We start from the raw sequence: 23831 nt of genomic DNA, 5'->3' as shown, positions 1-23831 counted from the left end.
GCCTAGCTGTGGATCAGCGGCAGTGGCTCGCCGGGTTTGCCCGCCAGGGCCATGCGATAAGCTGCCAGCGCTTCTTCAAGATAGTCACGCGAGCCGCAGTGTCCACCCGCTTCAATGATGCCCCGGTTAAGGGCATGCAGCCCGGCCACCAGATCGGCCCAGTCCACCCAGCCCATATGGCCTATGCGCACCATGCGGCCCTTCATGTGATCCTGACCGCCAGCCATGCACACTCCGTAGTTGTCCATGGCGATGCGCAGCACCTCGGCTCCGTCAACGCCCGCAGGCAGCATGACGCTGGTGATGCCCCAGGCAAAGTGGGTTTTGGCGTAAAGCTCAAGGCCCATGGCGGCAACGCCTGCGCGGGCCAGCATGGTCAGCGCCCACTGCTTGGCGTAAATGGCTTCAAGACCGTTTTCCAGCAGCATTTCAAGACTTTCGTCCAGGCCGACCACAAGGTTCACCGCAGAGGTGAACAATGTCTGTCCCTGAGCGATCTTGGCTCGTTCCTTGGGCAGGTTGAAATAGAAGCAGCCGGGCGTGACGCTTTCGGCCCTTTTCCATGCGCGGGGCGAGAGCGCCAGCAGCGCAAGGCCGGGGGGCAGCATGAGGCCTTTTTGCGAGCCGGTGACAAGACAGTCGATACCCCACTGGTCCATGGGGCAGGGCGCGAGGCTCACGGCAGAGATGCCGTCCACCAGCAGCAGGGTGTCGGTATCGCGGGTGATGCGGGCCACTTCTTCCACAGGATGCAGGACGCCAGTGGAGGTTTCGGAGTGCTGGATGAGCACCGCCGCGATGCCCGGATCGGCCTTGAGGGCCGCCGCTACCGCCTGCGGGTCAACGGCTTCGCCCCACGGCACTTCAATGGTGGTGACTTCAAGCCCGCGCGAAACAGCGATCTCGCGCCAGCGCTGACCAAACTTGCCGCCCTCAACCACCAGCACGCGCTGACCGGGGGTAAACAGACTGTACACCGCCGCCGTCATGGCGCCCGTGCCGGAACAGGATAGGGGCAGAACCACATCGTCCGTGCCGAACAGCACGCGCAGGCGCTCCTGAACTCGGCCCATCACGGCCTTGAATTCGCTTTTGCGGTGGTGGATCATGTCTTTGGCAAGCACAAGACGCACGCGCTCCGGCAGAGGCGTGGGGCCAGGGGTGAGCAGGCGGACTTTGTTCAGCATGTCAAATCCTTCTAGTTAAGCGCCCACTTGGGCGATAAAGCACTTCAGATAGGCCGTTTCGGGCATGGCGGCGTGGATGGGATGATCCGGCCCCTGGCCTCCGGCAAAAAGAATACGGGCATGCAGTTTGCGCTTGGCGGCGGCCTGCGTCAAGCAAGCGCGCAAAGACTGCGTTTCAAGATGGTGTGAACAGGAGGAGGTGGCAAGTATGCCCCCCGGCGTCAGCAGTTGCACCGCCAGATCATTGGCCTGTTTATAGGCCGCAAGCCCGAGGGCAGCGTCCTTGCGGCGCTTGATGAAGGCCGGTGGATCAAGGCTGATGGCCTGAAAACGGCGGCCCTCGTCGCGCATCTGGCGCAGCAGGTCAAAGGCGTCGCCGCACAGGGTGTGGGCTTCGCAGCCGGGGGCGTTGGCCCTGGCGTTTTCTTCCGCAAAGGCGAGCGCCTGGGCCGAGGCGTCCACAAAGGTGACGGAGCGCGCGCCCGCAGCCGCTGCGGTAACGCCGAACCCGCCAACATAGCTGAAAATATCCAGCACATCTGCATCCTTGGCATAACGCGCCAGTTCCGCCCTGTTGGGGCGCTGGTCGTAAAACCAGCCCGTTTTCTGGCCTGTGGCGCAGGGCGCGAAAAAGCGGCAGCCGTTTTCCGGCACTTCCAGCCTTTCAGGCAACTGGCCTTCGCTCTGCTGCTCGCGGGAGAGGTTCTCAAGCCCGCGCGCGGCTAGGTCGTTGGCCCAGAGAATGGATGTGGGATGCAGCAGCGTGTGCAGGGCGGCTGTGAGCGCTTCGCGCCTTTGCTCCATGCCCGCAGTGGTAACCTGCACGGTCAGGTGGTCGCCGTAGCGGTCAATGACCAGACCGGGCAAAAAATCGCCCTCGCCGTGGCAAAGTCTGTACCAGGGGCCGGGGTAGAGGCGCTGGCGCAGGGCCAGTGCCGATTCCAGCCTTTGGGCCAGCAGGGCCTCGTCCAGCTCCACATCGGGCTTGCGGCTGTGCAGGCGGGCGCAGATAAGCGAAGCAGGATTGACGCACACGCTGCCAAGGGGCGCGCCGCGCCAGTCGCAGAGGGTTGCGGACTCACCGGGGGCAAAGTCGGTGAGCGGGCTTTGTTTTACGTCCACCTCATTGGCGAATACCCAGAGGTGCCCGGCGCGCAGACGCCGATCTTCATTTTTTTTGAGACAGAGTTTGCGCATATGCTACTTTCCCGCTGCTTCGGCGGGGGCGGATGTTTTGGCGGTTTGCGCCGCAAGGGCGTTGATCTGTTCTTCCAGCGTCTTCTGACCGGCAACGGCGGAGCAGGTAAACAGCGCGCCGGGGTCGTTCAGTGCGGCCAGTATTTGCAGAATGCCTATGCGCTGGCCTTTGGCGCTGGCGGCTTCAAGCTGACCCGGGCGCTGCACAAAGGTCAGCAGGGCCTGACGGATGGCGTTGTTCTGCGGGGTGGGGGCGAGATCCAGCCCCTTGTCCAGGGTCTGGTGCAGGGCCGTGGCTGCTGCACGTCCGTCGTGGGAAAGATTGAGGCCAACCCAGGCCAGCGCTCCGTGATCCTTCACAGCGAGGTGCAGATCGCTGAAGCTTTGCATCAGCAGGGCTTGCTCGCTGGTACTGATGATTCCGGCATCGTACAGGGTGAATGAGCAGTTCACGTCCGCGAGGCCTTCGGCCTTGATGGACATTGTTTTTTTGTGCGAGGCCGTGCTCAGGCCAAGGCTTTCAAAGGTCATGTTGGCCTTGAGCGCGGGCATGGCAAGGCCGGACGCATCCTCAAGCAGGCTTTTGGAGGCCGCAAGGTCGCGGATAAAGCTGGTTGTGTGGCGCGGCGAGTTGGAAAGCCAGTCAAAACCCACGCTGCCAACAGTCACGCTGCCGTTTTCCACGGCAAAGGTCATGCCCGAGGCGCGCACCTGCCGCACAAGGGGCGGGTCGGCAGCCAGAATTTCTTCCACAATCGGGCCAAGGGCCTTAACGGCTGCGTCCATGTCGTTTTCACTCATGGCGGCTGCGTCCATAAGGCGGTGCAGCAGGCCCAGCTCCGGCAGGGTGAGGCCGTTGGCTTCAAAGCTCGCCATGCGCATGCTCTCGTGTCCATCGAGGCGGCTCTGCATGTCTTCAATGCGCATATGCTCAACGGAAGCGCCGTCCCATCCCTTGATCAGCGATTCCTTAATGGTCAGTTGGGCCAGACCTTCCTTGCCGGGAATGCTGACGCTCAGAAAAAAGCTGTGCGCCTTGTCTGCGCTCATGAGATACGTGGCGGCCAGCGCGTCGATGGGGGCACCGTCAAGAAAACGGGCCACCAGCTCGCTCTGACTGCGCAGTTCGTCAATTTCTTCGCGCTGCACCGAGCCGCGGGCCTCGGGCGTACGCAGGGCCAGGTTGCGCACCACGATGTTTTCGGCCACGGGCATCATGCCCACATCCTTCAGCACCATGGACCGCAAGGGTGTGTAGGCCAGCAGCATGCGCAGGGGAATGCGGAGGGAAACCTCCGCTACTTCATACGCAAGGGGCCCCTGAGGCGTTTCACCGCGCAGGCGCAGGCCGTACAGGGTCAGGGTGCGCGACAGGGGAGAAAATTCCACCCTGTCCACCGCGGCCTGCGTGGATATGCCGTCGCCGGAGATGCCGATGTTCTGGATGCCCCTCTGTACCTGTCCCTCCACCAGAGGGCTCAGGCCGAAAAACAGACCCAGAAAACCCGCCGCGATCAGAATCACCACGGCGGCAGGCAAATATGCTTTTTTCATTCAGGTTTCTCCAGCTTCAAAACTTCAGTGGCCAAATCGCAGTTGCGGGCATGCGCCGCGCAACGCAGACATTCAGCCGATTTTGCTAAAATGTGTTCAGGCAAGGGCCGTGGCCGACATGCACTTTAATCCACCCGATGGTGGCAGCCAATACTTACCTTGTTGCGCAACGCGGCCTGCGTGATGATGTACGAGGTCTGCGAGCCGTGGAAAAGATCCACCAGCCGCCGCGATATGCGTGTGCGCTTGTAAAAGTCGTGGATATGCCGCACAAGGTCGCGCATATCTTCAAAGGCGCGGCGCAGGCGCGCCTCTGTGCGGGCAATGCCCACATAGTTCCACATGGTATTGCGGATGTTTGTCCAGTCCTGGGCCACAAGGGCCGGGTCGTCCCTGCGTTCGTCGCCTTCGTGCCGCCAGTCGGGGATGGCTGCGGCCAGAGCCTTGGGCAGGCCGCTTTCGGCCACCACGCGGTGGGCCAGATCCTTGCCGCTGCTCACGCCCCATACCAATGCCTCAAGCAGGGAGGTGCTGGCAAGACGGTTGGCCCCGTGCAGGCCGGTGCAGGCGCATTCGCCGATGGCGTAGAGTCCGTGCAGCGAGGTGCGGCCATGCACGTCGGTGAGCACGCCGCCGCAGAAGTAGTGGGCCGCGGGCACCACGGGAATGGGTTCCTTGAGGATGTCGATGCCGGCCTCGCGGCACTTTTCGTATACGGTAGGAAAGCGCGTGGGCACGTCCTGCTCCACGCCGCTCACGTCCAGATAGAGGCAGGGCGCGCCGGTGTGCAGCATCTCGTCCATCATGGCCTGGGCCACCACGTCACGCGGGGCCAGATCGCCCCTGGGGTCGTGGTCAAGCATGAAGGCGCGGCCCTTGCTGTCAAGCAGGCGCGCGCCCTCGCCGCGCATGGCCTCGGTAATGAGCGAGCGGCGGTTGCTGCGTTCTTCGTACAGCGCGGTTGGGTGGAACTGCATGAACTCGAGGTTGGCAAGGTCAACACCAGCGCGAAAGGCCATGGACATACCCGTGCCCACGCAGCCGGGCGAGTTGGTGGAGTGCAGAAAGACCTGCCCCACGCCGCCGGTGGCAAGCACTGTCCAGTCCGCGAGGATGGTTTCCGTCTCGCCGGTTTCTTCATTGAGCACGTACGCGCCAAGGCAGCGGTTGCGCACCTCGTAGCGGTACTGCGAGGCCTTGGCGTGGTGGTGGCTGGTCAGAAGGTCGATGGCGGCGCGGCGGTGCAGCCGCGTGATGCGCGGATGCGCCAACACCTGGGCGGTGAGGCCCTCCATGATGGCCCGGCCCGAAAAGTCGGCGCAGTGCAGAATACGCTGGGTGGAATGCCCGCCCTCGCGCGTGAGGTTGAACGTGCCGTCCTCGTTGCGGTCAAAGGGCACCTGGGCGCGCTTGATGAGCACCTCGTCCACGCACTGCGGGCCTTGCGCGCACAGAAAACTGACGGCCTTGTTGTAATTATAATTGTGCCCTGCAACCAGAATGTCCTTTTCCAGCGCTGGTGCGTCCGAGGGATGTTCTGGCGTGGGATTTGCCTGATAGATGATGCCGCCCTGGGCTAGCTCGGAGTTGCCGTCAGCCAGCCTGTCTCCAGCGTTGAGCAGGAGAACGTCGCAGCCGGAGTCGGCAAGGGTAAGTGCAGCGGTGCATCCGGCAACGCCCGAGCCGATGATCAGCACGGGCACATGGCGGCGAATAGAGTTCACGGCGCAAACCTCAGTTACCGCAGGCTTCAAGCATGCGGGTTAGGGAGAGACGGGCGGGGGGGCAGAGGTTCTCCTCAATGTGCAGAGGCGAGGCTGCTCCGGCGGCTACGCTTTGCAGCGTGGCCAGAAGCTTCTTTTCCGTAACCTTGGCCATGTTGCCGCAAATGGCATGCCCCAGCGGCAGGATGCGGCACTGGCCCGCATGGCGTTCGGCCAGGCGGTAGACAAGGTTGTTTTCCGTGCCGACAATCAGGGTCGTGCCCGGTTCTTCGGCGGCTACGCGGGCCGCCTCCCTGATAAGATATGACGTGGAACCAGCGCCGTCGCAGGCTTCGATGACTTCCTGCCTGCATTCGGGGTGGGCGATGACGCGGCAGCCGGGATATTCGGCGCGGATGGCCTCCACATCATCGGGCTCAAAGCGCGCGTGGATGGCGCAACAGCCTGGCCAGAGCAGCAGCTTGCGGTCAAGGGGCTGGGTTTCTGGCTGTACCAGCCCCGCAGCGCCCACGCGCAGCACGTGGCGTTCATCCTGGCTGATGCCCAAAGTTTCGGCGGTATTGTTGCCCAGATGCCTGTCGGGCAGAAAGAGCACGCCGTCGCCCTGATCCAGCGCCCAACGCAGCATGATCCTGGCATTGGCCGATGTGCAGACCGCGCCGCCAAATTCGCCCACCACGGCCTTGAGGGCCAGATCGGTGTTGACGTAAGCCAGCGGAATGATCTTGCGGCCTGTGGCTGCGAGCTGCTCCAGCACCTTGCGGGCCAGGGGGGCCGGGGTCATGCGCGACATGAGGCAGTCTGCGTCCAGGCTGGGCAGATGCACGCTCTGGCCGGGTTTTGCCAGCAGGGCGGCGGATTCCCCCATAAAATAGACGCCGCAAAAAACAATGTGGGCCGCGTCAATGCCGGGAACGCGGCGGGCAAGCTCCAGCGAATCTCCGGTGATGTCGCAGTGGCGCACCACGTTATCATTCTGGTAGTGGTGCCCCATTATACACAGATTCGCGCCAAGCTGTTTTTTCAGGGATGCGATTGCAGCGCTTGTGTCTTGCATTTCAGGTTCCTCAGCAGACAGTATGAAAAAAGAAGTGGCAAATGCGGAAATTTGTTCCGGTGATGTCACTGTGTTGTCGCAATGTCGCCGTATGGTTGCCGCCGTGGGTCAGCGTGTTGTTTCCACGGCTGGCGGTTTGCGGTGTGCGGAAGTATGGCAGCAGAACGCGGGCATGGCTGTTGCTGCAGCTACACTGCCAGCAGGGTCATGCTGAAATCTGCCGACACTGCGGAATGGGTCAGACGCCCCACAGAAATAAAATCGGGCCTGCGCGGCTCGGTGAGCGCAAGGGCGCGGATGGTATCCAGCCGCACGCCGCCGCTCACTTCCGTTTCAATGGAGCGGGGCACAAGGGCGAGAGCCTCGGAAAGTCGCTGGCCGTCCATGTTGTCCATCATGATGCGGTCAGCTTTGGCGGCTACCGCTTCGCGCACATGGTCAAGGGTTCGGCACTCCACCTCTATGGGCGGGCAGGGCGCGTAATGCGCGCGCAGCTTGGCCACCGCCGCGGTGATGGAGCCCGCGGCATCGATGTGGTTGTCTTTGAGCATGAGCATTTCGGTCAGGTTTTTGCGGTGGTTATGCCCGCCGCCCGCCTGAACGGCGTACTTTTCAACCCAGCGCAGACCGGGAGTGGTTTTGCGGGTATCGAGCAGCCGCACTCCTGTGCCTTCCAGTTCTCGCACATAGCGGGCGGTGAGGTTGGCAATGCCCGAAAGATGGGTGATGAAGTTCAGAATGACGCGCTCGGCCTTGAGCATGGCCGTGGCAGGGGCCGTGATGTGCGCAACCTCTGTCATGGAGGGCACGGAGGTGGCTTCCATGACCAGCGCGCGCCACGTAAAAGGCGCGCCGAGGCTTTTGAAAACAGCGCCAATAACAGGCAGGCCCACAACCAGGGTATCTTCCTTGGCGCGGATGACAGCGTTCATGGAGGATTCTGGGGCAAAAAGCCCCAGAGCGGTCATTTCCGGGCCGTCTTCCTCAAGAGCGAGATCGATGGATTTTTGGAGTAGCCGCTGACCTTCGGGAGAGAAAAATGCGGCCCAGGGCGTGAACATTGCGCTTGTCCCCATTTCTTGCACGTGCTAAGTGGAAACTCGCCCGTCAGGGCGCGCGTTGCACACGCTGCAAGACTGTAAATATGGCCCGATTGCGGCGGTTGCCCAATACGGGTGTGCTGTAATAGATAGAATGCCCCGTGTTTCGCGTCAAGCTGCCGGGACTTCATGAGTTTTTTCACAAGCATGACGTGCTGGTGACAATCACGCGTTTTTTGCTTAACAGTCGGCAGTGTTTTGCGGCTGGCTGCCGGGGATGGCAAAAATTTGCCCCGGATTACCGTGCCGCCACTGTGTGCGGGTTTTGGGGCTGCCACTGGCTGTTGGCCGTGGCGGGGCTTTGCCGCTCCTTGTTGCAGGGTTGCGCCTTGGGCGCGACCATTCCACTTTGGCTACAGACTGGATTAAAGGCGCGCCATGGCAGATCAGCACAACGACAAATTCCGTACCGATCCTGCGGAACAGCCCGGCAGCGCGCAGCCCACTGTAGTACCTCCCCACCCTTCGTCTGAAAAAGACGCCCTGCGCCCGGACGCGGCCTCTCTGCTGACTGCGGAGCGGCCAGACGTCCATGATGAAGATTTTGCCGCAGAATACGCCGATGCCGAGTTCGTGCATCCGGCTGACATGGCCGATCATCTTGAGAATCTGAGTCTCGAAAAGCAGGTCAGCACCCTGAGCCGCATGTCCAAGGAAGACGCCGCCGAGGCGTTGGCCGAACTGGACGAGAACATGGCCGTGGACGTGCTGGAAAATCTGGACGACGACGTAGCCGCCCAGATTATCGCCGAGATGTCGCCCGACGACGCCGCCGACGTGCTGGACGAACTGGACGAGGATCACCGCGACGCCCTGCTGGAAAAGCTCGACCGCGAAGATTCGGAAGAATTGCGCAACCTGCTCAATTTTGATCCGGATTCTGCGGGCGGTGTCATGAACACCGAGCTTATCCTGCTGGAAAGAAATTTTACGGCGGATGAAGCTATCGCCCATATCCGCAGCGAAATGGAAGACAAGGAAAGCCCCTACTACGCCTATGTGGTGGACGAGCATCAGGTGCTTGTGGGCGTACTTTCTCTGCGCGACCTCATGCTGGCGCGGCCCGGCACCATCGTGGGCGACGCGGTTTCGGGCCAGAGCGTTGTCAGCGTCACCTACGATACGGACGAGCGCGAAGTGGCGAGCCTGCTTTCGCACTATAATTTTATGGCCATGCCCGTTGTGGACAACGAGGGGCACATCCTTGGCGTGGTCACCTATGACGACATCATGGACATCATGCACGAAGAAGCCAGCGCCGACATGCTGGGCATGGTGGGCGCCGACCCGGAAGAAAGCGTGGATACCCCCTGGCTTGAGAGTGTGCGCAAACGCCTGCCCTGGCTGTTTGTGAACATGATAAATTCCGCCCTGTCGGCCTCGGTGGTTTACATGTTCGAGGGATCCATCGCCCAGATGGCCGTGCTGGCCGTGCTCATGCCCATGGTGGCAAATCAGGCGGGCAATACGGGGCAGCAGGCTCTGGCGGTGATGATCCGCCAGTTGGCCACAGACCGTTTTGACCAGAAAAAAGCCTGGATGGCCGTGGTGCGCGAGGGCAAGATCGGCATTGTCACCGGAATGGCTATGGCTGTGGTGGCTTTTTTCGCGGCATGGTGGTTCACAGGCCTGCCCATGGTGGGCGGCGTCATGGGCGGAGCGCTCATGTGCGACATGCTTTTGGGCGCTGTGGCTGGCGGCTCCATTCCGCTTATTTTTCGGGCGCTGGGGCGCGACCCCGCGCAGGCTTCAAGTATTTTTCTCACCACCATCACCGATGGCGCAGGCTTTTTTATCTTTTTGGGCCTGGCCTCTCTGTTCATTTTATAAAAAATTTGTCACCCTTGGTCTGTTTGAGGGATCATGCCCCTGCAACAGCGCGGCTGGTGCCGGGCAACCTTGCGTTGTCCCATGTGCCGCATCATGACTGCTGCGGCTGACAAGCCGCGCGCTCTGGGCATGGAGGACTTTCGGCTTTGCCCCCATTGCCGGAATCAACGCCAACAGCCGCCACAGGGGAAGCGGGCCGAAACATCAGCTGCGAGAGCCGCAAAGCCGTGCCAATGGGTGATATTCCGGGCGAGGTCTGCCGTATTTTGCTGGTGGACGATCACAAGCTGCTTATGGAGGGCGTGCGCAGTCTGCTCGCGCCTTACGGGCATCTGCGCGTTGTGGGCATGGCCCAGAACGGGGGCGAAGCTGTGGCGTTGGCGGCATCCTTGCAACCGCACTTGCTGGTGCTTGACCTTGGCATGCCCGGCATGAACGGTCTTGAAACAGGGCGCGCCGTGCTTGAGGTGCGGCCCCAGACGCGTATTTTGGTCTATACCGGGCATGAAGATCAGCGCTGGCTGCCGGAGTTGATTGATCTGGGCATCATGGGGCATGTGCGCAAGTCTGAATCGCCTGGCGTGCTGCTGCGCGCCATTGAAAGTGTGCGTGCGGGCGAGATTTATCTGAGTTTTCCCGATCCGGGCGGGCGTGTGGCGGCCATGCTGCGTCAGCGGCGCGAGGCTGCCGATACGGCGAATGCCGATGCAGGGGCTGATCTGGGGGCGCTTTCGCCCCGCGAGAAAGAGATTTTTCGTTTGCTGGCTGACGGCATGAGCGTCAAGAGCATCGCTGCAGAACTGTATATCAGCCCCAAGACTGTGGAAACCCACAAGTACAATCTGCTTACCAAGTTGCAGGCCGGGTCTGTGGGGGATCTGGTGAAGATTGCCATCCGGCACGGTCTTGTGAAGGTGTAGGGAGAGGCAAAAGTAGGGGGAGAGTTTTTGCGGGATGGGTGAGCCTGTCAGGCTGATTTACGCAAACCCGTCTTTTCCGCCCTGAATGCGTCAGCGCCGGGATTTTGATGCTCACGTACTTGAGTACGCTGCGCTCAAAATCCCGGCGCTTCCTTTTCAGACCGCAAAAACCGTATTTTGCAAATTCGCCCAACACCAGCCATCGCCTTCGCATTCGCTCCGGCGAGTATAAGGAAGGCAACTTCACGACCAGCTCCTGGTGGTGAATATATTTTTTGACTCGCAAATTTCCTGTCTGGTCATGGCTGAACGGGAAATGGTGTCGTTACAAGTAACTTGTGGTGATTTTAGAATGTTTAGTGTTACTGAGAAAGGTACAAATGCAAACCCGAAACGAGCAATTTAACCAGTGGTACTTGGCTGAATGCGGATATTGATCGAAGCGAAAGCGTCCTCTGGCATTAACGCGGCGCGGAGGGAGATCACCTGAGCGAGCGAAGCGAGAGAAGGAAGCTCCCGTAGCTATGGCCGCGTTGCCCTCGCCACACGATGAAATTTGGAAAACCCGTCTTAGGGGGTGCTTCGGGGGGGATGCAAGGGGGGCCGAGAAGGGGGCGTAGCCCCATAACCGGCCCCACCTTGCCGCGCGCCGCGCAGGCGTCCCAAACTCCGCCGGACGGCGGAATTACATGCCCGAAGGGCAGTAAACTGCTTAAGCCCCACGCCGGGGAGGCGAACCCCGCGCCCGAAAGACCGCAAATCCCCCCGCACGCCGACAGGCTAACTCTCTCCCCCTCCTCTCTGGGGAAATTCCTTAGTCATTATTTCACAAATCAGGATTCTCCTGATAGCGCGCAAGTCCGTTGAGACCTACCTTGGGCTGACAGTAAATAAACTTGCGTCGGCAAAAGGCCGCAAGGGGGAAACAATGGCTTTTGATTTCCAAAGAACCCCGAAGAGCGGGGCTGAGAATTTTGTGGTGAAGTTCATTCTGCTGCCCGTGGCCCTGTGCCTTTGGCTTGCCTGTCCGGTGTCGGCGCAGGCCGCTGAGGCACTTCCGGCTGCTCAGGCCGCCGTAACGGCGCAGGCTGAAAATGCCGCTCAAACCCAGGCCCAGTCTTTTGTGGCTGTGGCTGCCGCCGATACTTCGGTGCAGGCCGCGCCCGCTGAAGCCGCTCCTGCTGCTTCGCAAGCGCCTGAAGCGGTGGCTGTAGACAACCATCCGTGGTGGTACTGGCCGCTGGCTCTGCTGTTCTTCTGTTTTATCCTCGGCGTGATCGCCGTCATGGCCGGTGTGGGCGGCGGCGTTTTGTTTGTGCCGCTGGTGAGCGGTTTTTTCCCCTTCCACCTCGACTTTGTGCGAGGCGCTGGTCTGCTGGTGGCCCTTGCGGGCGCGCTGGCCGCTGGCCCCGGTCTGTTGCGGCGTAACTTCGCCAACCTGCGCCTTGCTCTGCCGGTGGCGCTGATTGCCTCTGCCTGCGCCATCGTGGGTGCCATGCTCGGCCTGGCGCTGCCTACCAATGTCATTCAGACCTGCCTTGGCGCGACCATCCTTGGCATTGCCGTGCTGTTGCTGCTTTCCAAAAACTCCGTGCGCCCGGTAGTCACCAAGCAGGATGCCATTGGTCTTGCGCTCGGCATGAACGGCGTTTTCCTTGAACCCAGTACCGGCGAAGTAGTGGAGTGGAAAACCCACCGCACCCTGGCAGGCCTGCTGCTGTTCATCGCCATCGGCATCATGGCTGGCATGTTCGGCCTTGGCGCTGGCTGGGCCAACGTGCCTGTGCTCAACCTGCTTATGGGCGCGCCCCTCAAGGTGGCCGTGGGCACCTCAAAATTCCTGCTTTCCATTACCGACACGTCTGCCGCCTGGGTGTATCTGAACCAGGGCTGCGTTATCCCGCTCATGGCCGTTCCTTCCATCGTCGGCCTCATGCTGGGTTCTGTGGTGGGTGTGCGGCTGCTTGCCAAGGCCAAGCCCAAGTTCATCCGCTACATGGTTATTGGCGTGCTCTTCTTCTCCGGGGCCAAGGCCCTCATGAAGGGCCTCGGCTGGTAATCCGAACTGGATACGCTTGAACTGAAGGGAGAAAACAATGACCACTGATTTGAAAAACGACATAAAGGCCTCCCCCGCGCAACTGCGCTATGCAGACACCCTGTTCTACGGCGCGCTGCTGGGCTTTGTGGCAATGCTAGTTACCTACGCGCTCTATATTTTGGGTATACTGACGCCGCAGATCCCTCTGGACCAGATGCCGCACCTGTGGACGCAGAACGCAGCCGCTTACCGTGCTGCGGGCAATATTCCTCAAGGTTGGGGCTGGCTTGCCCTTGTGGGTAAGGGCGATATATGCAATTTCATTGGTATCGCTTTTCTTGCGGCGCTCACCATCATCTGCTTTGTGCAGCTTGCGATCAGTCTTGTGCGCCAGAAGCAGTGGATTATGACGATTATTGCCGTGCTTGAAGTGTTGGTGCTCAGCCTTGCGGCTTCGGGCGTTCTGGTGGCTGGCGGCCACTAGTCGGGGTTTTGCCTTACGGGGCCGGGGAACGTGCCGCCGTGGAGCTGAACCGCACCAGCGGGCTTGACGGCGGCGCAGACCTTGGAGGGCACATGTTTGCCACGATAAAAAACTACTTCGCGCATCTGCTGGAAGTTCCGGAGGCGGTGTCTCCGGCCCGGTACCGCTCGCTGCGGCGGCTGATGACAGTGCTCATGGTGGCCGTTTCGGTTACGCCGCTGCTGCTGCTTTCGGCCATCAGCCATGTGCAGTACATGCGTACCCTTGAGCGCGAACTGGAAAGCCCGGTATACGCCCTGGCCCGCAAATCGCAGGCGGCGCTGGAACTGTACCTTGGCGAGCGTGTTTCCACGGTGAGTTTTCTGGCCCACGCGTATACCTTCAAGGATTTGCTGGACGAGCGGACTCTCAACCGCGTGTTTCTGGCCCTCAAGAGTGAGTATCAGGGCTTTGTGGATATGGGCCTGGTGGACGCGGACGGCCAGCAGGTTGGCTATGTGGGGCCGTACAAGCTCAAGGGCGTGGATTACGCGGGCAAGCCATGGCTGCGCGACACCGAGATAAAGGGGCGCTACCTCAGCAACGCAATTCTGGGGTATCGCGGGTATCCGCACCTTGTTGTGGCAGTGCACAGGCTTGAAGAAAACGGCGTTTCGTGGACGCTGCGCGTGGCCACAGATACCCTGCGCATCCAGCAGGTTGTGTCCACCGTTGGGCCGGAGCATGATACTGACGTGTTTCTTGTGGACACGGAAGGCGTGCTGCAAACGGATTCCAATCTTTTCGGCAAGGCGCTGGAAAAACTGCCCATGGATTTGCCCCCGGCCTCGCACGAAACAGTGGTGCGCCGTATTACCGACCCCAAGGGCAGGCAGCTCATGGTGGCCTCGTGCACGCTGGCAGGCACGGATTTCATGCTGCTGGCCGTCAAGCCCACGGAAGACGCCATCCGCCCCTGGCTGGCCCTGCGCACGGAATTGCTGCTGGTCTTGTGCGGCGGCATTGCCCTGATCTTTATGGTTTCTAATCTGCTCATGCAGCAGCTTATAAACCGGTTGCAGGCCAGCGATGAACGCCGGGTCGCTGTTTTTGCCCAGATGGAGCACAACCAGAAGCTTTCGTCCATCGGGCGGCTGGCTGCGGGCGTGGCCCACGAGGTCAATAATCCGCTGGCCGTCATTTACGAAAAGGCGGGGCTTGCCCAGGATCTTTTGAGCATGGGCAAGGTGTGCGGCGACGGCAAGGACAAGGAAAGGCTCTGCGCTCTGCTGGAAGGCATTGAAAGCACAGTGGAACGCGCGCGCGGCATTACCCACAGGCTGTTGGGCTTTGCCCGCCGCATGGAAGCCAACCGCCAGGCCTTGCACATAGAAGAAGTTATTTCAGAAACCCTTGGTTTTCTTGAGCGCGAAGCCAAAAACCGGGGCGTCAAACTTGAAGCGGAACTGCCGCCTAACCTGCCGGAAATCGTGTCCGACAGAGGCCAGTTGCAGCAGGTGTTCCTCAATATCGTGGGCAATGCGCTGGACGCGCTGGCCGGCGGCGAGGGGAGCACGCAGACTCCGCAGGGCGAAGAGCGTTTTGTTAAAATACGCTGTCAAAGCCAGAACGGGCAGATGCTGGTGAGTGTGCAGGACAACGGCAAGGGTATGTCGCCCGAAGTGCTCCGGCATATTTTTGAGCCGTTTTACTCCACCAAAAAAGACAAGGGAACCGGGCTCGGCATGTTCATCACCTACGGCATCGTGCGCAAGCTTGGCGGCGAAATTCACGTGCAAAGCGAAGAAGGGCGGGGCAGCACCATAAGCATCACCCTGCCGCTTACTCCGCCAGATGTCGCGGTGGAGGTGTAGAATGTCATTACGCATCCTTCTGGCTGACGATGAAAAGGAATTTGTCGATACCCTGGCAGAGCGTCTTTCGCTTCGCGGATTTGCGCCCTATGTGGTTTATGACGGCATCAGCGCCCTCCAGGCCGCCACGCCGGAAAAACCCGATGTTGTGGTGCTTGATCTCTTCATGCCCGGCTTGTCGGGTGATGAAGTGCTGCGCCGCCTCAAGGTTCTGTACCCTGATTTGCCGGTTATCCTGCTCACAGGGCACGAGGCCGTGGACGACAACGGCACAAATCCTGTGGCGCAGGCCTTTGCCTGCCTCACCAAGCCGCTGAGTTTCAATGTTTTTCTGGAGACGCTGCAAGCTGCCGTGCGCGAAGGCAAGGAATGCTCAGCCAACGGAGGCAAGTCATGAATGAGAGTCAGTGCATGGCCCGCCTGCTGGCTTCCGCCGTTCACGACATGCGCAACGTGCTGGCCGTGATTCGTGAATCTGCCGGGCTGGCGCAGGATCTGGCAACGCTGGCTGGCGGCAAGACTGTTGCCGCGCCGGGGGCAGAGCGGCTTTCATCGGCATTGAGTGAAGTGCAGCGTTCCATTATTCAGGGTGCGGCCCTTTCCGAAGCCATGGACTTTATGGCTCAGGCTGGTGGCATGGAACCCGGCAGCGCTGGCCCCTGCGATCTTGCGCGGGTAAGCCGCAGTTTCTGCCTGCTGGCGGCGCGTCAGGCGCGCGCGGCGCAGATACAGCTGACCAGCGGCGAAACTGAAGAACCCGTGTGGGCCAATGTGCCGCCTTTGGCTGTGCTGCGGTCTCTGCTTGAAGTGTTTGACCTCTGCGCCTCGGTGGGCGGGCAGGTGAACCTGCGCCTCACCGCCGGACGGCGGCAGAAGGAAGAAGGCATTATTGTAGAGGCACTGGAAGGGGCCAACCGCGAGATGGCCCTGGCGGCCATGACGGGCAGCCCCATGCTGGACGGCATGCGCCCCGGTTGGCGCGCCGTGCTTATGCCCTGGCGAGACGCCGGGCCAAGATTTTTCCTTTCCATTTCGGCCTGCGATAGCGAAGGCGAATAACCGGCGCCGGCATGTTGCCGGGCCTTCAAGGAGTATTCCATGACCAAGGAAGACATCAAAATCCTGCTGGTGGACGACGAAAAGCAGTTTGTGGACACGCTGTCTGAGCGCCTTGCCATGCGCGGCTTTGAAGCGCGGGTGGCCTATGACGGCCCCGAGGCCCTCAAGGCTGTGGAGCAGCCCACCGACGTTATCGTGCTTGACCTGCGCATGCCCGGCATGGACGGCTTTGAAGTGCTGCGCAACGTCAAAAAGAGCAATCCGCAGGTTCAGGTCATCATTCTTACGGGCCACGGCGGCGATGCTGAAGAACAGACCGCCTATCGCATGGGCGCGTACAACTTCCTCAGAAAGCCCATGGACATTGACGAATTGCTCAACAGCATTCGCATGGCCTACCGCGACAAGCTTGAGAACGCCATGGTGGCTGTTTCTCTGGCCGAAGGCGGGGACTTTGATTCCGCCCGCGATGTCATGAACGAAAAGGACGTGCTGGAAGAGCACGGTAAATAGGCGCTGGTGCAGCTTTGGCCGGGAGGGCCGGATGGAGCGCATCCGGCCTGCGACAAGGGGGTTTCTGCACGAAACGCTCTTGCAGGGTTTGTCCCAACTCCCTGTCATAAAACAGGCGATGGCTGGTCTTGCCCGCCGCAAGGCGGCTGATCCATGCGTTAATTGCCCATGGGCGTTTTTTTGAAACTGCCCGGGCGGCAGCGGTTCGCCATAGGAGTTCGCCATGCGTGTGCTTGTTGTGGATGACGAACCTGCCTTTTCTGAGCCTTTGGCCGAACGTCTGGCATTGCGCGGCTACGAAACCGCAACCGCGCAGGATGCCGATGCAGCCTTGGCCGAACTGGCGCGCGGCCCCCGGGACCTCATATTTCTTGATGTGGGGCTGCCGGGTATGGACGGCGTGGATCTGCTGAAAATTCTGCGCGAGCACTACCCGCAGACAGATGTTGTGATGCTTTCCGGCGCTGGAGACATGGGCAAGGCCGTGCAGGCCATGCGGCGCGGCGCGCTGAACTGGCTTTCAAAGCCCGTGGGCATGGACGGCATCCTTGCGGAATGCCGCAAGGCGGCGGAGCGCGCAGGCGCACGGCAGGAAGCAGCCCGTCTGGCCGAGGCAGCCCGCTGGCGCAGCCTTGGCCGGGTAGCGGAAGGCGTGGCCCATGAGGTCAACAATCCGCTGAATATCATGGTGCAGGCCGCTGGCCTGATCCGCGACTGTCTGGAAGAGCCGGAAGCCGAAGCTTTGCCGGATATCGGCGAAGTCCGCGAGGCTGTGGACACCATCAGGACGCAGAGCCTGAGGGTGCGCGAGATTACGCGCAAGCTGCTCATGGTCGGGCACGGGCTCGACCCCCGCGTGGGCGCGCTTGATGCGGCTGCGGATGTGGCCCAGGTGCTGCGCCTGCTGCACGAACGCATGGAAAGCGCCCATGTGCGCTGCGATGTACGAGTGCCGCAGGGAGAAGGCGCGCCCCGCCCCTTGGGGTCTGCCCCGGAATTGCAGCAGATATGCCTGCACCTGCTGGAAAACGCGCTGGATGCGCTCAGTGATACTGAATCCGCATCAGGAGCGGCAGAGCGCCCCGGCGGTCTGATCACCCTGACCGCCAGCACCAGACGCGATGCGCAGGGGCAGGACTGGTATGACCTTGTGGTGCGCGACAACGGCCCAGGTATCGCGCCCGACATCATGCCGCACATATTTGAACCTTTTTTCAGCACGCGCGCCCTGCAAAGCCCTGTTGCCGCGCATGCATCCGGCGGCAAGACGCTTGGCCGCTACGTGGGCCTGGGGCTTGCGGTGGCCCGTTCTCTGGCGCACGCCCGGGGCGGAGAGCTGACAGCAGCCAACGCGGCTGATGGCGGGGCGGAATTTTGCCTCAGCCTGCCTCTGGCGGAATCTTTGGGAGAACACCCAACTCCCAAGGCCAAAGCATAACGCATTGAATTTTTCATATTGTGCGCAAGGTTCTGTATCTGACGTTTGCGCCCTGCATCACCTCCATGCGCCCCAAGCGTTTACGGTGGAAGCCCCTTGCCAAGGGTTCGGCAAGGGGCAATTCTTTTGTTGCAAACTAACACAAAGCCCCTGCCGCAGGGTTTTCCTCCGGCAGGGGCTTTGTGTTAATGTCGTTGTGCGCTTTGCTCTTGCCCGGTCAGGATAGTGGGGCGGGGACTCTGCGTGATTAAGAAATGAATTAATCCGGCAGCAGCACGTCTGTCTGAAAACCGGCGGCAACGCACTTGGCAATAAGGTCGCCTGAACCGTCGTAAATTTTTACGTCATAATTCAGGATATGCTTGCCGTTGCGCACCACAAAGGCCTCCGCCGTGAGGGGGGAAACCTTGCCGGGGCGCAGGTATTCAATGGTGGTATTCAGGCTTACCACGCCGTAATCCTTGCCCGCATTAGCGGCAGAGCCAAAGGCCACATCGGCCAGGGCAAAGATGGCCCCGCCGTGGGCCATGCCCATGCCGTTTTTGTGGTTTTCGGTGATAGGCATGGTTACCTTGGCATATTCCGGCGTGGCGCTTTCGATGGTCATATCCAGATAGCGCACCAGCTTGTCGTGCTTTTCCACGTAGTTTTTCATTTCCATCTCCACACGTATCCCTTGCTCTGGCGCTTGCGTGAGTTGGCTTTGCCTCAAGGCGTATGCCTTGTTGCCGCACCACCGCGCCAGAGTTGGCGTTTAAAAAACCTTGAGAATACGCATTCTCAAGGCTGTTTTGCTCTTGCGAAAGAAAACGGGCTGAAGGCCTTGGCTTTCAGCCCGCGTTGCATCAGTGCAAATGCATAATATCTTGTCTATTCTACCTGTTGGATGCCGTCCAGCTTCCAGTTGCCGCCTGTCACGGGGCGCATAAAGTGCCACACTTCGCGCGCAGAGGACGGGGTCTGCTGGTCAGGGCTTTCACGCAGGAGCACGTCAAAGAACACCTGAGCGTACTGTTCCTGACCTTCATCGGCAACACCCAGCAACTGGGCATTGACCAGCAGAATTTCTGTGGTGCTCGGCTTGGGGTCGGCTTCCATCTGTTCACGTACCGATTTCTGCACGGCCTCGGTGGTAAACTGCGAGATATCGTTCATGTCGCGTTTGTCCCAGGCCGTCTGCAAACGGGTGTAAGCCATCTTGGCCCCGCGCAGAAATTCGTCGGCATCAAAACCGGGAGGCATGGGAATCTGCGGGCCGGGGGTTTCAGCCTCGCCAGCGCCGCCCTGACCACGCAGGGCATCCCATCCATTGCTCGCGCTGTCGTTACGCATCATGCCCGCTTCGGGCTGCGTGCCCTGTGCGCCTTGCGCGCCTGCGGAAGCTTGCGCGGGCCTCGAGCCGCGAAAGGCGGCAAAAAGCTTGAGGCCAAGGAAAATCATCAGGCCGATGAGCAGAATGTCCATAAAGCCGCCGCCAGCAAAACCATGACCGCCCAAGAGCGAACCGATGAGCGTACCGGCAAGCAGGCCGCCCATGAGGCCGCCCATGCCGCCAAACATACCGCCGGGACGCGCGGCAGGGGCCGCCTGTGCCTGAGGCTGAGCGGCGCTGGGCTTATTCTGGAAAGTGGTCTGCGGACGGGGCGCAGGCGTGCTCATAAAGGGTTTGCTGCCAAAAGAACCACCGCCGCCAAGACGAGCTGCAAGTGCGTCATCAGACAGGGTGAACATGAGCGAACAGCAAAGCAGAACAAGAATCGTCAAAAAAGCTTTTATTTGCATGAACATCTCCCATAAGGGCGGTGTTGGTCATCTCCTTGAGTGGCGATATGACCGGGTAGTACTTTCTGTACAAGCCTTATCTACTATAATCATTATGCAGATTAAGGCAAGTCTGGGGAAAACGCGGCAAGGGGAGCAGTTTTTTGCTCCCTGCGGCGTGGTCGGAAAAGTATCGTGGCGGGTTTGAAATCAGCAAATTCGGCAGGTTGGGGGCGTTATTTTTGCAACGAGGTCAGACCGTCAAGAATTGTCCACGGATTGGGCGGGCAGCCGGGAATGTACAGATCCACGGGCAGCAGTTCGCTCACGCCACGGTTGCACTGCTCGCTCTCGCGGAACAGCCCCCCGGAAATAGCGCAGGCCCCCACGGCAATAACAATGTGTGGCTGCGGAGTCGCCTTGAAGGTATCAAGCAGGGCCAGCCGCATGTTTTCTGAAACCGGGCCGGTTACGGCAATACCGTCAGCATGGCGGGGCGAGGCCACAAAATCAATGCCAAAGCGGCCAAGGTCAAACACCAGAGTGGTGAGCACGTTGCTGTCGGCCTCGCAGGCATTGCAGCCTGCGGCGCTGACCTGCCGCAGCTTGAGCGAGCGGCGGAACAGGGAAAACCGGGACGGCGTGGGCTGCTCTGCAAAAGGCTGACCGGGAACCACGAGCAGGCCTTCGCGGGTAAAGGACGCCATGCGGTGCTGCCCGGTAAAGGTAAAGGCACCCTTGGGGCAGGCGGCACGGCATGCGCCGCAAAAGGTGCAGCGCCCCATGTCCAGCGTGGGGGTGCCGTCTTCCGCGCCAGCGGTCGGCAGCAGGGCTCCAGCAGGGCAGGCCGCGTAGCAGGCGCGGCACGATCCGCAGGAAACCTGCGCAAGTTCTGGCCTGCCCAGATACTGGGGAGAGAGCGCAGGCTGGCGATTGGGGTAATCCAGCGTGCGGTATTTCTGGTGCAGGCGTTCCTTGATAATACGCAGCATGTCAAAGCCTCACAGATCGTGTCCGCAGTACGAGAGGTTGAAACTCTTGTTGCAGAGCGGGAAGTCGGAAATCTGGTTGCCGCGCAGGGCCATGGCAAGGCCGGGCCAGTTGTGGAACGAAGGATCGATGGCCTTGTAGGTCAAAAATCTGCCGTCAGGCCCGGTAACAGCCACGTGGCAGATTTCGCCGCGCCAGCCCTCAACCTGTGATACGGCGAGGGTATCGGGCGGAAGGGACGCAAGGGCCTCGGCGTCTGGCTGTTCCGCAAGGGGCGGCAGGCTGGCGAGTGTGGAAATATCTGCCTCGAGCAGGCGCAGGGAATCGTCAATCTCCTTGCTGCGCACGAGGGTGCGGGCCAGAACGTCGCCCGTGGTTTCAACGCGTGGTGCGCAGTCCCTGGTGGGCAGATCGGCAAGGGGAAAGTGGAAACGCGCGTCAACCTTGAGCCCGCAGGCCCGTGCGGCCATGCCCACCAGGCCGAGATTCTGGGCGCTTTCCCTGCTGACGTAGCCCGTACCCGTGAGGCGCTCAAGCACGCTCTCGGTATGCAGCATCACGTCCACAGCGCCGCGCACGTCTCGTCCTGCCGTCTTGATGCGCGCAAGCATGTCTGCGCAGCCGTCCGCGTCAAGATCGTAGGCCGTGCCGCCGGGGCGCAGCAGCCCCCGGCCAAACCGGTTGCCGCACAGGCAGGCCGTGGTGTTGAGAAAATCACCGCGTATGCGGCCATTCCACGAGGCGGTGGGCAGAAAGCCCGTATCCCCGGCAATGGCCCCAAGGTCGCCCGTGTGGTTGGCAAGGCGCTCAAGTTCAAGGCCCACCCGCCGCAGACGGTGCGCGCGCGGGCCGACCACGCACCCCGCCATGCGTTCAACCAGTACGCAATGGGCCGTGGCATGGCCTATGGTTGTATCGCCTGCGGCGCATTCCAGCAGGGGCAGGCAACGGGCAAGGGGGCCGCGCACAAGCATGCGTTCAAGCCCTCGGTGCTGATAACCCAGAGCAATCTCAAGGTTCAGCACGTTTTCACCGTGGCACTGAAAGCGGAAATGCCCCGGCTCAATAACCCCTGCATGTACGGGGCCAACGGCAACTTCGTGGATTTCTTCGCCTTCAACCCTGTAGAAGGGATAGGGCTGGGCAGCCTGGCCAGGCGCTGCGGCAAGCGAGCCGCCTTCGGCCTGCGTTCTGGCATTGGCTTCGGCGGCGTCCGGGATGCGGCGCACAGGCTTGAGCCAGGGATGCCCCTCAGGTCGGATGCCCCATTGTTCAAATATTTCGCGTTCAAACAGATGTGTCTGAGGCGTAACGGGCGTCATGGAAGCATAGGACTGCAAGGGGGCGGTGCGCATGGCGGCCAGATAGTGCGAACTGTCCTGAGCCAGGACGCAGCACAATCCAGCAGGAGCGTTTTCGTCCGAAGATTCCGGCAGGCCGAACAGGGCCAGCAGACGCCAGCCATCGGCAATGTAGCGGCGCACAAAAGCTCCCAGTTCTTCAACAGAAACAGGGGGCATGCCCGACAGCGGCACGGTATCGCGGTAATCGAATAGCATCGGCCCTCTCACCGTTGGCAGCGCAAAACCCGGCGGGTTTTGGCATCAGCCTTTGGCGCTTACGCGCCTATGAGCGCAGCGGCGCGGTTAAGAAAATTCCACAGCCAGTCGGGAATCCACAGACCCAGAGTCAGCACGGTCAGCCCCAGCACCAGAGGCGGCAGGACGCTCAACACTGGCTCGGAGTTTGCGGGCGGCAGATCCACGGGGCGGTTGCCCTGCACCATGCGCAGAACCGACACGGAAAGCCCCACAAATATTATGGCCAGCAGCACCAGATATCCGGCGGAAAGCCAGGGCAGGTCAGCCGCCAGCATGCCCTTGAATATGAGCAGTTCGCTGACAAAAAGCCCAAAGGGCGGCGATCCGGCCACAGCCAGAAACCCGGCTGTCCACAGCGCCGCCGTAGCGGGCATGGTCCAGCGCATGCCGTGCACATCATAGCTGGAATAGGTGTGGTAGCGGGCAAGAATATTGCCAGAAAGCAGAAAGAGCATGCACTTGGTGAGCGAATGGCAGACCGCATGCAGCATTGCGCCGGGCACTGCCACGCCGCCCACGCCTATGCCCAGAGCCAGAATGCCCATGTGCTCAACGCTGGAATAGGCCAGCATGCGCTTGTAGTGGCCTTGCCCCACAATAAAGATGGCGGCTGTCATGAGCGAAAGAATACCAAAAAACATGAGCATGCCGCCCGAAAGCCCCCCAAGCCCCGCAGCCAGCATGATCTGGTGCCCGCGCAGCATGCCCAGCATGGCGCAGTTGAGCAGCGCGCCCGAAAGCAGGGCCGAAACCAGCGAAGGCGCCTGACTGTGCGCATCGGGCAGCCAGTTGTGCAGTGGGGCGAGGCCCATCTTGGTGCCGTAGCCCACCAGCAGAAAAACAAAGGCCGCCTTGAGCCACGTGGGTTCGGCAAGGGCCGCGTTGCGCACAAACCAGCCCACCTGATCCATGCCGTCTGCTGCGCCAGTGGCGCCTTCCGCACCGTGGAACGACACGGAAAGCAATATGTTGCCCAGAAGAGCCAGGGCAATGCCCACGGAGCATATGATCAGGTACTTCCAGGTGGCTTCCAGCGAACTCTTGTGACGGTGAAAATAAATGAGCTGGGCGCTTGAAAGCGTGGTCGCCTCAATGCCCACCCACTGCGCGCCCATATGCGGCGTGATGGTCACAAGCGTCATGGCCCCGAGAAAAAAGCACAGGCAGGCTGTGAAGCGGCGCTCCGGCGCATTGGTGAAGCGTCCGTGATCCAGAATATTGGTGTGCTCGCCGATGCGTTCTTCTTCCCGCAGGTAATGCACGGCATAGAACGACGCGGCAAGAAACAGCAGACTCGCCAGCATCAGAAACAGCACGCCCAGAGCGTCCGGGGCCAGCAGGCCGCCAAGTTCAGAGGGGGCTTCTCCGCGCGCGACCTTGACGGCAATTGAAGCGGCAAGGGCTGTGTGCGCCAGTGCCGTGAGCGGCAGGCCAAGGCGGCAGATGACGGCGCGGCCCCAGAGCAGCATGATGCAGCCTGCGCACAGGGGTATGAAAAGAAGTGCTGTCAGCATGCTCTCGT

At 61.0% G+C, this 23831-nt stretch carries 20 protein-coding genes; 9 read left to right on the top strand and 11 right to left on the bottom strand.

What is annotated here, in order from left to right; translation table 11 throughout:
• Nucleotides 1-2: 2 nt before the first annotated feature.
• The 6 genes from ACUZ9Q_RS11255 to nadC all read right to left on the bottom strand — a co-directional run bounded on the left by ACUZ9Q_RS11255 (nt 3) and on the right by nadC (nt 7780).
• Nucleotides 3-1187 (bottom strand): pyridoxal-phosphate-dependent aminotransferase family protein, encoded by a 1185-nt coding sequence (locus tag ACUZ9Q_RS11255; RefSeq protein ID WP_192113355.1) that lies wholly within the window; start codon nt 1185-1187, stop codon nt 3-5.
• A gap of 15 nt (nt 1188-1202) precedes the next feature.
• Nucleotides 1203-2384: a class I SAM-dependent rRNA methyltransferase gene (locus ACUZ9Q_RS11250; protein ID WP_449247897.1), complete on the bottom strand. Its 1182-nt coding sequence runs from the start codon at nt 2382-2384 to the stop codon at nt 1203-1205.
• A 3-nt stretch (nt 2385-2387) separates the two neighbouring features.
• On the bottom strand, nt 2388-3938 hold the full coding sequence (locus ACUZ9Q_RS11245; RefSeq protein ID WP_192113357.1) for a hypothetical protein: 1551 nt from the start codon (nt 3936-3938) through the stop codon (nt 2388-2390).
• A gap of 125 nt (nt 3939-4063) precedes the next feature.
• Entirely contained in the window at nt 4064-5662 is a 1599-nt protein-coding gene (gene nadB, locus ACUZ9Q_RS11240; RefSeq protein WP_192113358.1) for an L-aspartate oxidase, read from the bottom strand.
• 10 nt (nt 5663-5672) lie between these two features.
• Nucleotides 5673-6719, bottom strand: a complete 1047-nt coding sequence (gene nadA / locus ACUZ9Q_RS11235; RefSeq protein ID WP_192113359.1) for a quinolinate synthase NadA — start codon at nt 6717-6719, stop codon at nt 5673-5675.
• A 188-nt stretch (nt 6720-6907) separates the two neighbouring features.
• Nucleotides 6908-7780 carry a carboxylating nicotinate-nucleotide diphosphorylase gene (gene nadC, locus ACUZ9Q_RS11230; protein ID WP_449247896.1) on the bottom strand — a complete coding sequence of 291 codons (873 nt, stop codon included), beginning with the start codon at nt 7778-7780 and terminating at the stop codon, nt 6908-6910.
• Between the two features lie 417 nt (nt 7781-8197).
• On the opposite strand from nadC, the gene mgtE reads away from it, so the two are divergent.
• The 9 genes from mgtE (at nt 8198) to ACUZ9Q_RS11185 (ending at nt 17957) form a co-directional block, all read left to right on the top strand.
• Entirely contained in the window at nt 8198-9649 is a 1452-nt protein-coding gene (mgtE, locus tag ACUZ9Q_RS11225) for a magnesium transporter (RefSeq protein WP_449247895.1), read from the top strand.
• Nucleotides 9650-9882: 233 nt separating this feature from the next.
• Nucleotides 9883-10569 carry a response regulator gene (locus tag ACUZ9Q_RS11220; RefSeq protein ID WP_192113361.1) on the top strand — a complete coding sequence of 229 codons (687 nt, stop codon included), beginning with the start codon at nt 9883-9885 and terminating at the stop codon, nt 10567-10569.
• Nucleotides 10570-11497: 928 nt separating this feature from the next.
• A complete protein-coding gene (locus tag ACUZ9Q_RS11215) occupies nt 11498-12628 on the top strand; it encodes a sulfite exporter TauE/SafE family protein (protein ID WP_225530046.1) in 1131 nt (376 codons plus the stop codon).
• Nucleotides 12629-12665: 37 nt separating this feature from the next.
• The gene (locus ACUZ9Q_RS11210) at nt 12666-13094 is read left to right on the top strand and encodes a DUF1634 domain-containing protein (RefSeq protein WP_449247894.1); all 429 of its coding nucleotides are present in this window, start codon (nt 12666-12668) and stop codon (nt 13092-13094) included.
• Between the two features lie 92 nt (nt 13095-13186).
• Nucleotides 13187-14947, top strand: a complete 1761-nt coding sequence (locus tag ACUZ9Q_RS11205) for a sensor histidine kinase (RefSeq protein ID WP_215648109.1) — start codon at nt 13187-13189, stop codon at nt 14945-14947.
• A 1-nt stretch (nt 14948) separates the two neighbouring features.
• Entirely contained in the window at nt 14949-15344 is a 396-nt protein-coding gene (locus ACUZ9Q_RS11200) for a response regulator (protein ID WP_192113363.1), read from the top strand.
• Nucleotides 15341-16006 (top strand): sensor histidine kinase, encoded by a 666-nt coding sequence (locus tag ACUZ9Q_RS11195; RefSeq protein ID WP_192113364.1) that lies wholly within the window; start codon nt 15341-15343, stop codon nt 16004-16006. The genes ACUZ9Q_RS11200 and ACUZ9Q_RS11195 overlap by 4 nt, the downstream gene beginning before the upstream one ends.
• A gap of 39 nt (nt 16007-16045) precedes the next feature.
• Nucleotides 16046-16519, top strand: coding sequence for a response regulator (locus ACUZ9Q_RS11190; protein WP_192113365.1), 474 nt, complete (start codon nt 16046-16048; stop codon nt 16517-16519).
• 223 nt (nt 16520-16742) lie between these two features.
• A complete protein-coding gene (locus ACUZ9Q_RS11185; RefSeq protein ID WP_192113366.1) occupies nt 16743-17957 on the top strand; it encodes a hybrid sensor histidine kinase/response regulator in 1215 nt (404 codons plus the stop codon).
• A gap of 259 nt (nt 17958-18216) precedes the next feature.
• Here the strand turns inward: ACUZ9Q_RS11185 and ACUZ9Q_RS11180 are convergent, their stop codons facing one another.
• From ACUZ9Q_RS11180 to ACUZ9Q_RS11160, 5 genes are all read right to left on the bottom strand, one after another.
• Nucleotides 18217-18612: a PaaI family thioesterase gene (locus tag ACUZ9Q_RS11180; RefSeq protein WP_192113367.1), complete on the bottom strand. Its 396-nt coding sequence runs from the start codon at nt 18610-18612 to the stop codon at nt 18217-18219.
• 215 nt (nt 18613-18827) lie between these two features.
• Nucleotides 18828-19739 (bottom strand): Tim44 domain-containing protein, encoded by a 912-nt coding sequence (locus tag ACUZ9Q_RS11175; RefSeq protein WP_192113368.1) that lies wholly within the window; start codon nt 19737-19739, stop codon nt 18828-18830.
• A gap of 215 nt (nt 19740-19954) precedes the next feature.
• Nucleotides 19955-20710, bottom strand: coding sequence for an NADH-quinone oxidoreductase subunit B family protein (locus ACUZ9Q_RS11170; RefSeq protein WP_449247893.1), 756 nt, complete (start codon nt 20708-20710; stop codon nt 19955-19957).
• A 9-nt stretch (nt 20711-20719) separates the two neighbouring features.
• The gene (locus tag ACUZ9Q_RS11165) at nt 20720-22267 is read right to left on the bottom strand and encodes a hydrogenase large subunit (RefSeq protein WP_449247892.1); all 1548 of its coding nucleotides are present in this window, start codon (nt 22265-22267) and stop codon (nt 20720-20722) included.
• Nucleotides 22268-22326: 59 nt separating this feature from the next.
• Nucleotides 22327-23823, bottom strand: a complete 1497-nt coding sequence (locus ACUZ9Q_RS11160) for a proton-conducting transporter transmembrane domain-containing protein (RefSeq protein WP_192113371.1) — start codon at nt 23821-23823, stop codon at nt 22327-22329.
• Between the last annotated feature and the right edge of the window lie 8 nt (nt 23824-23831).

This window comes from Desulfovibrio desulfopostgatei, assembly GCF_053570645.1.
Note: the sequence above shows the minus strand (reverse complement) of the source record. Positions and strands in the feature narration are given on the sequence as shown.

Excerpts from the sequence above, each read along its gene's own strand:
- ACUZ9Q_RS11215 (WP_225530046.1), top strand. The coding sequence starts at position 11,498 with ATGGCTTTTGATTTCCAAAGAACCCCGAAGAGCGGGGCTGAGAATTTT.
- ACUZ9Q_RS11205 (WP_215648109.1), top strand. The coding sequence starts at position 13,187 with ATGTTTGCCACGATAAAAAACTACTTCGCGCATCTGCTGGAAGTTCCG.
- ACUZ9Q_RS11250 (WP_449247897.1), bottom strand. The coding sequence starts at position 2,384 with ATGCGCAAACTCTGTCTCAAAAAAAATGAAGATCGGCGTCTGCGCGCC.
- nadA (WP_192113359.1), bottom strand. The coding sequence starts at position 6,719 with ATGCAAGACACAAGCGCTGCAATCGCATCCCTGAAAAAACAGCTTGGC.
- ACUZ9Q_RS11175 (WP_192113368.1), bottom strand. The coding sequence starts at position 19,739 with ATGCAAATAAAAGCTTTTTTGACGATTCTTGTTCTGCTTTGCTGTTCG.
- ACUZ9Q_RS11185 (WP_192113366.1), top strand. The coding sequence starts at position 16,743 with ATGCGTGTGCTTGTTGTGGATGACGAACCTGCCTTTTCTGAGCCTTTG.
- ACUZ9Q_RS11180 (WP_192113367.1), bottom strand. The coding sequence starts at position 18,612 with ATGAAAAACTACGTGGAAAAGCACGACAAGCTGGTGCGCTATCTGGAT.
- ACUZ9Q_RS11190 (WP_192113365.1), top strand. The coding sequence starts at position 16,046 with ATGACCAAGGAAGACATCAAAATCCTGCTGGTGGACGACGAAAAGCAG.
- ACUZ9Q_RS11195 (WP_192113364.1), top strand. The coding sequence starts at position 15,341 with ATGAATGAGAGTCAGTGCATGGCCCGCCTGCTGGCTTCCGCCGTTCAC.
- ACUZ9Q_RS11170 (WP_449247893.1), bottom strand. The coding sequence starts at position 20,710 with ATGCTGCGTATTATCAAGGAACGCCTGCACCAGAAATACCGCACGCTG.
- ACUZ9Q_RS11245 (WP_192113357.1), bottom strand. The coding sequence starts at position 3,938 with ATGAAAAAAGCATATTTGCCTGCCGCCGTGGTGATTCTGATCGCGGCG.
- ACUZ9Q_RS11160 (WP_192113371.1), bottom strand. The coding sequence starts at position 23,823 with ATGCTGACAGCACTTCTTTTCATACCCCTGTGCGCAGGCTGCATCATG.
- ACUZ9Q_RS11200 (WP_192113363.1), top strand. The coding sequence starts at position 14,949 with ATGTCATTACGCATCCTTCTGGCTGACGATGAAAAGGAATTTGTCGAT.
- ACUZ9Q_RS11220 (WP_192113361.1), top strand. The coding sequence starts at position 9,883 with ATGGGTGATATTCCGGGCGAGGTCTGCCGTATTTTGCTGGTGGACGAT.
- nadC (WP_449247896.1), bottom strand. The coding sequence starts at position 7,780 with ATGTTCACGCCCTGGGCCGCATTTTTCTCTCCCGAAGGTCAGCGGCTA.
- ACUZ9Q_RS11255 (WP_192113355.1), bottom strand. The coding sequence starts at position 1,187 with ATGCTGAACAAAGTCCGCCTGCTCACCCCTGGCCCCACGCCTCTGCCG.
- ACUZ9Q_RS11210 (WP_449247894.1), top strand. The coding sequence starts at position 12,666 with ATGACCACTGATTTGAAAAACGACATAAAGGCCTCCCCCGCGCAACTG.
- ACUZ9Q_RS11165 (WP_449247892.1), bottom strand. The coding sequence starts at position 22,267 with ATGCTATTCGATTACCGCGATACCGTGCCGCTGTCGGGCATGCCCCCT.
- mgtE (WP_449247895.1), top strand. The coding sequence starts at position 8,198 with ATGGCAGATCAGCACAACGACAAATTCCGTACCGATCCTGCGGAACAG.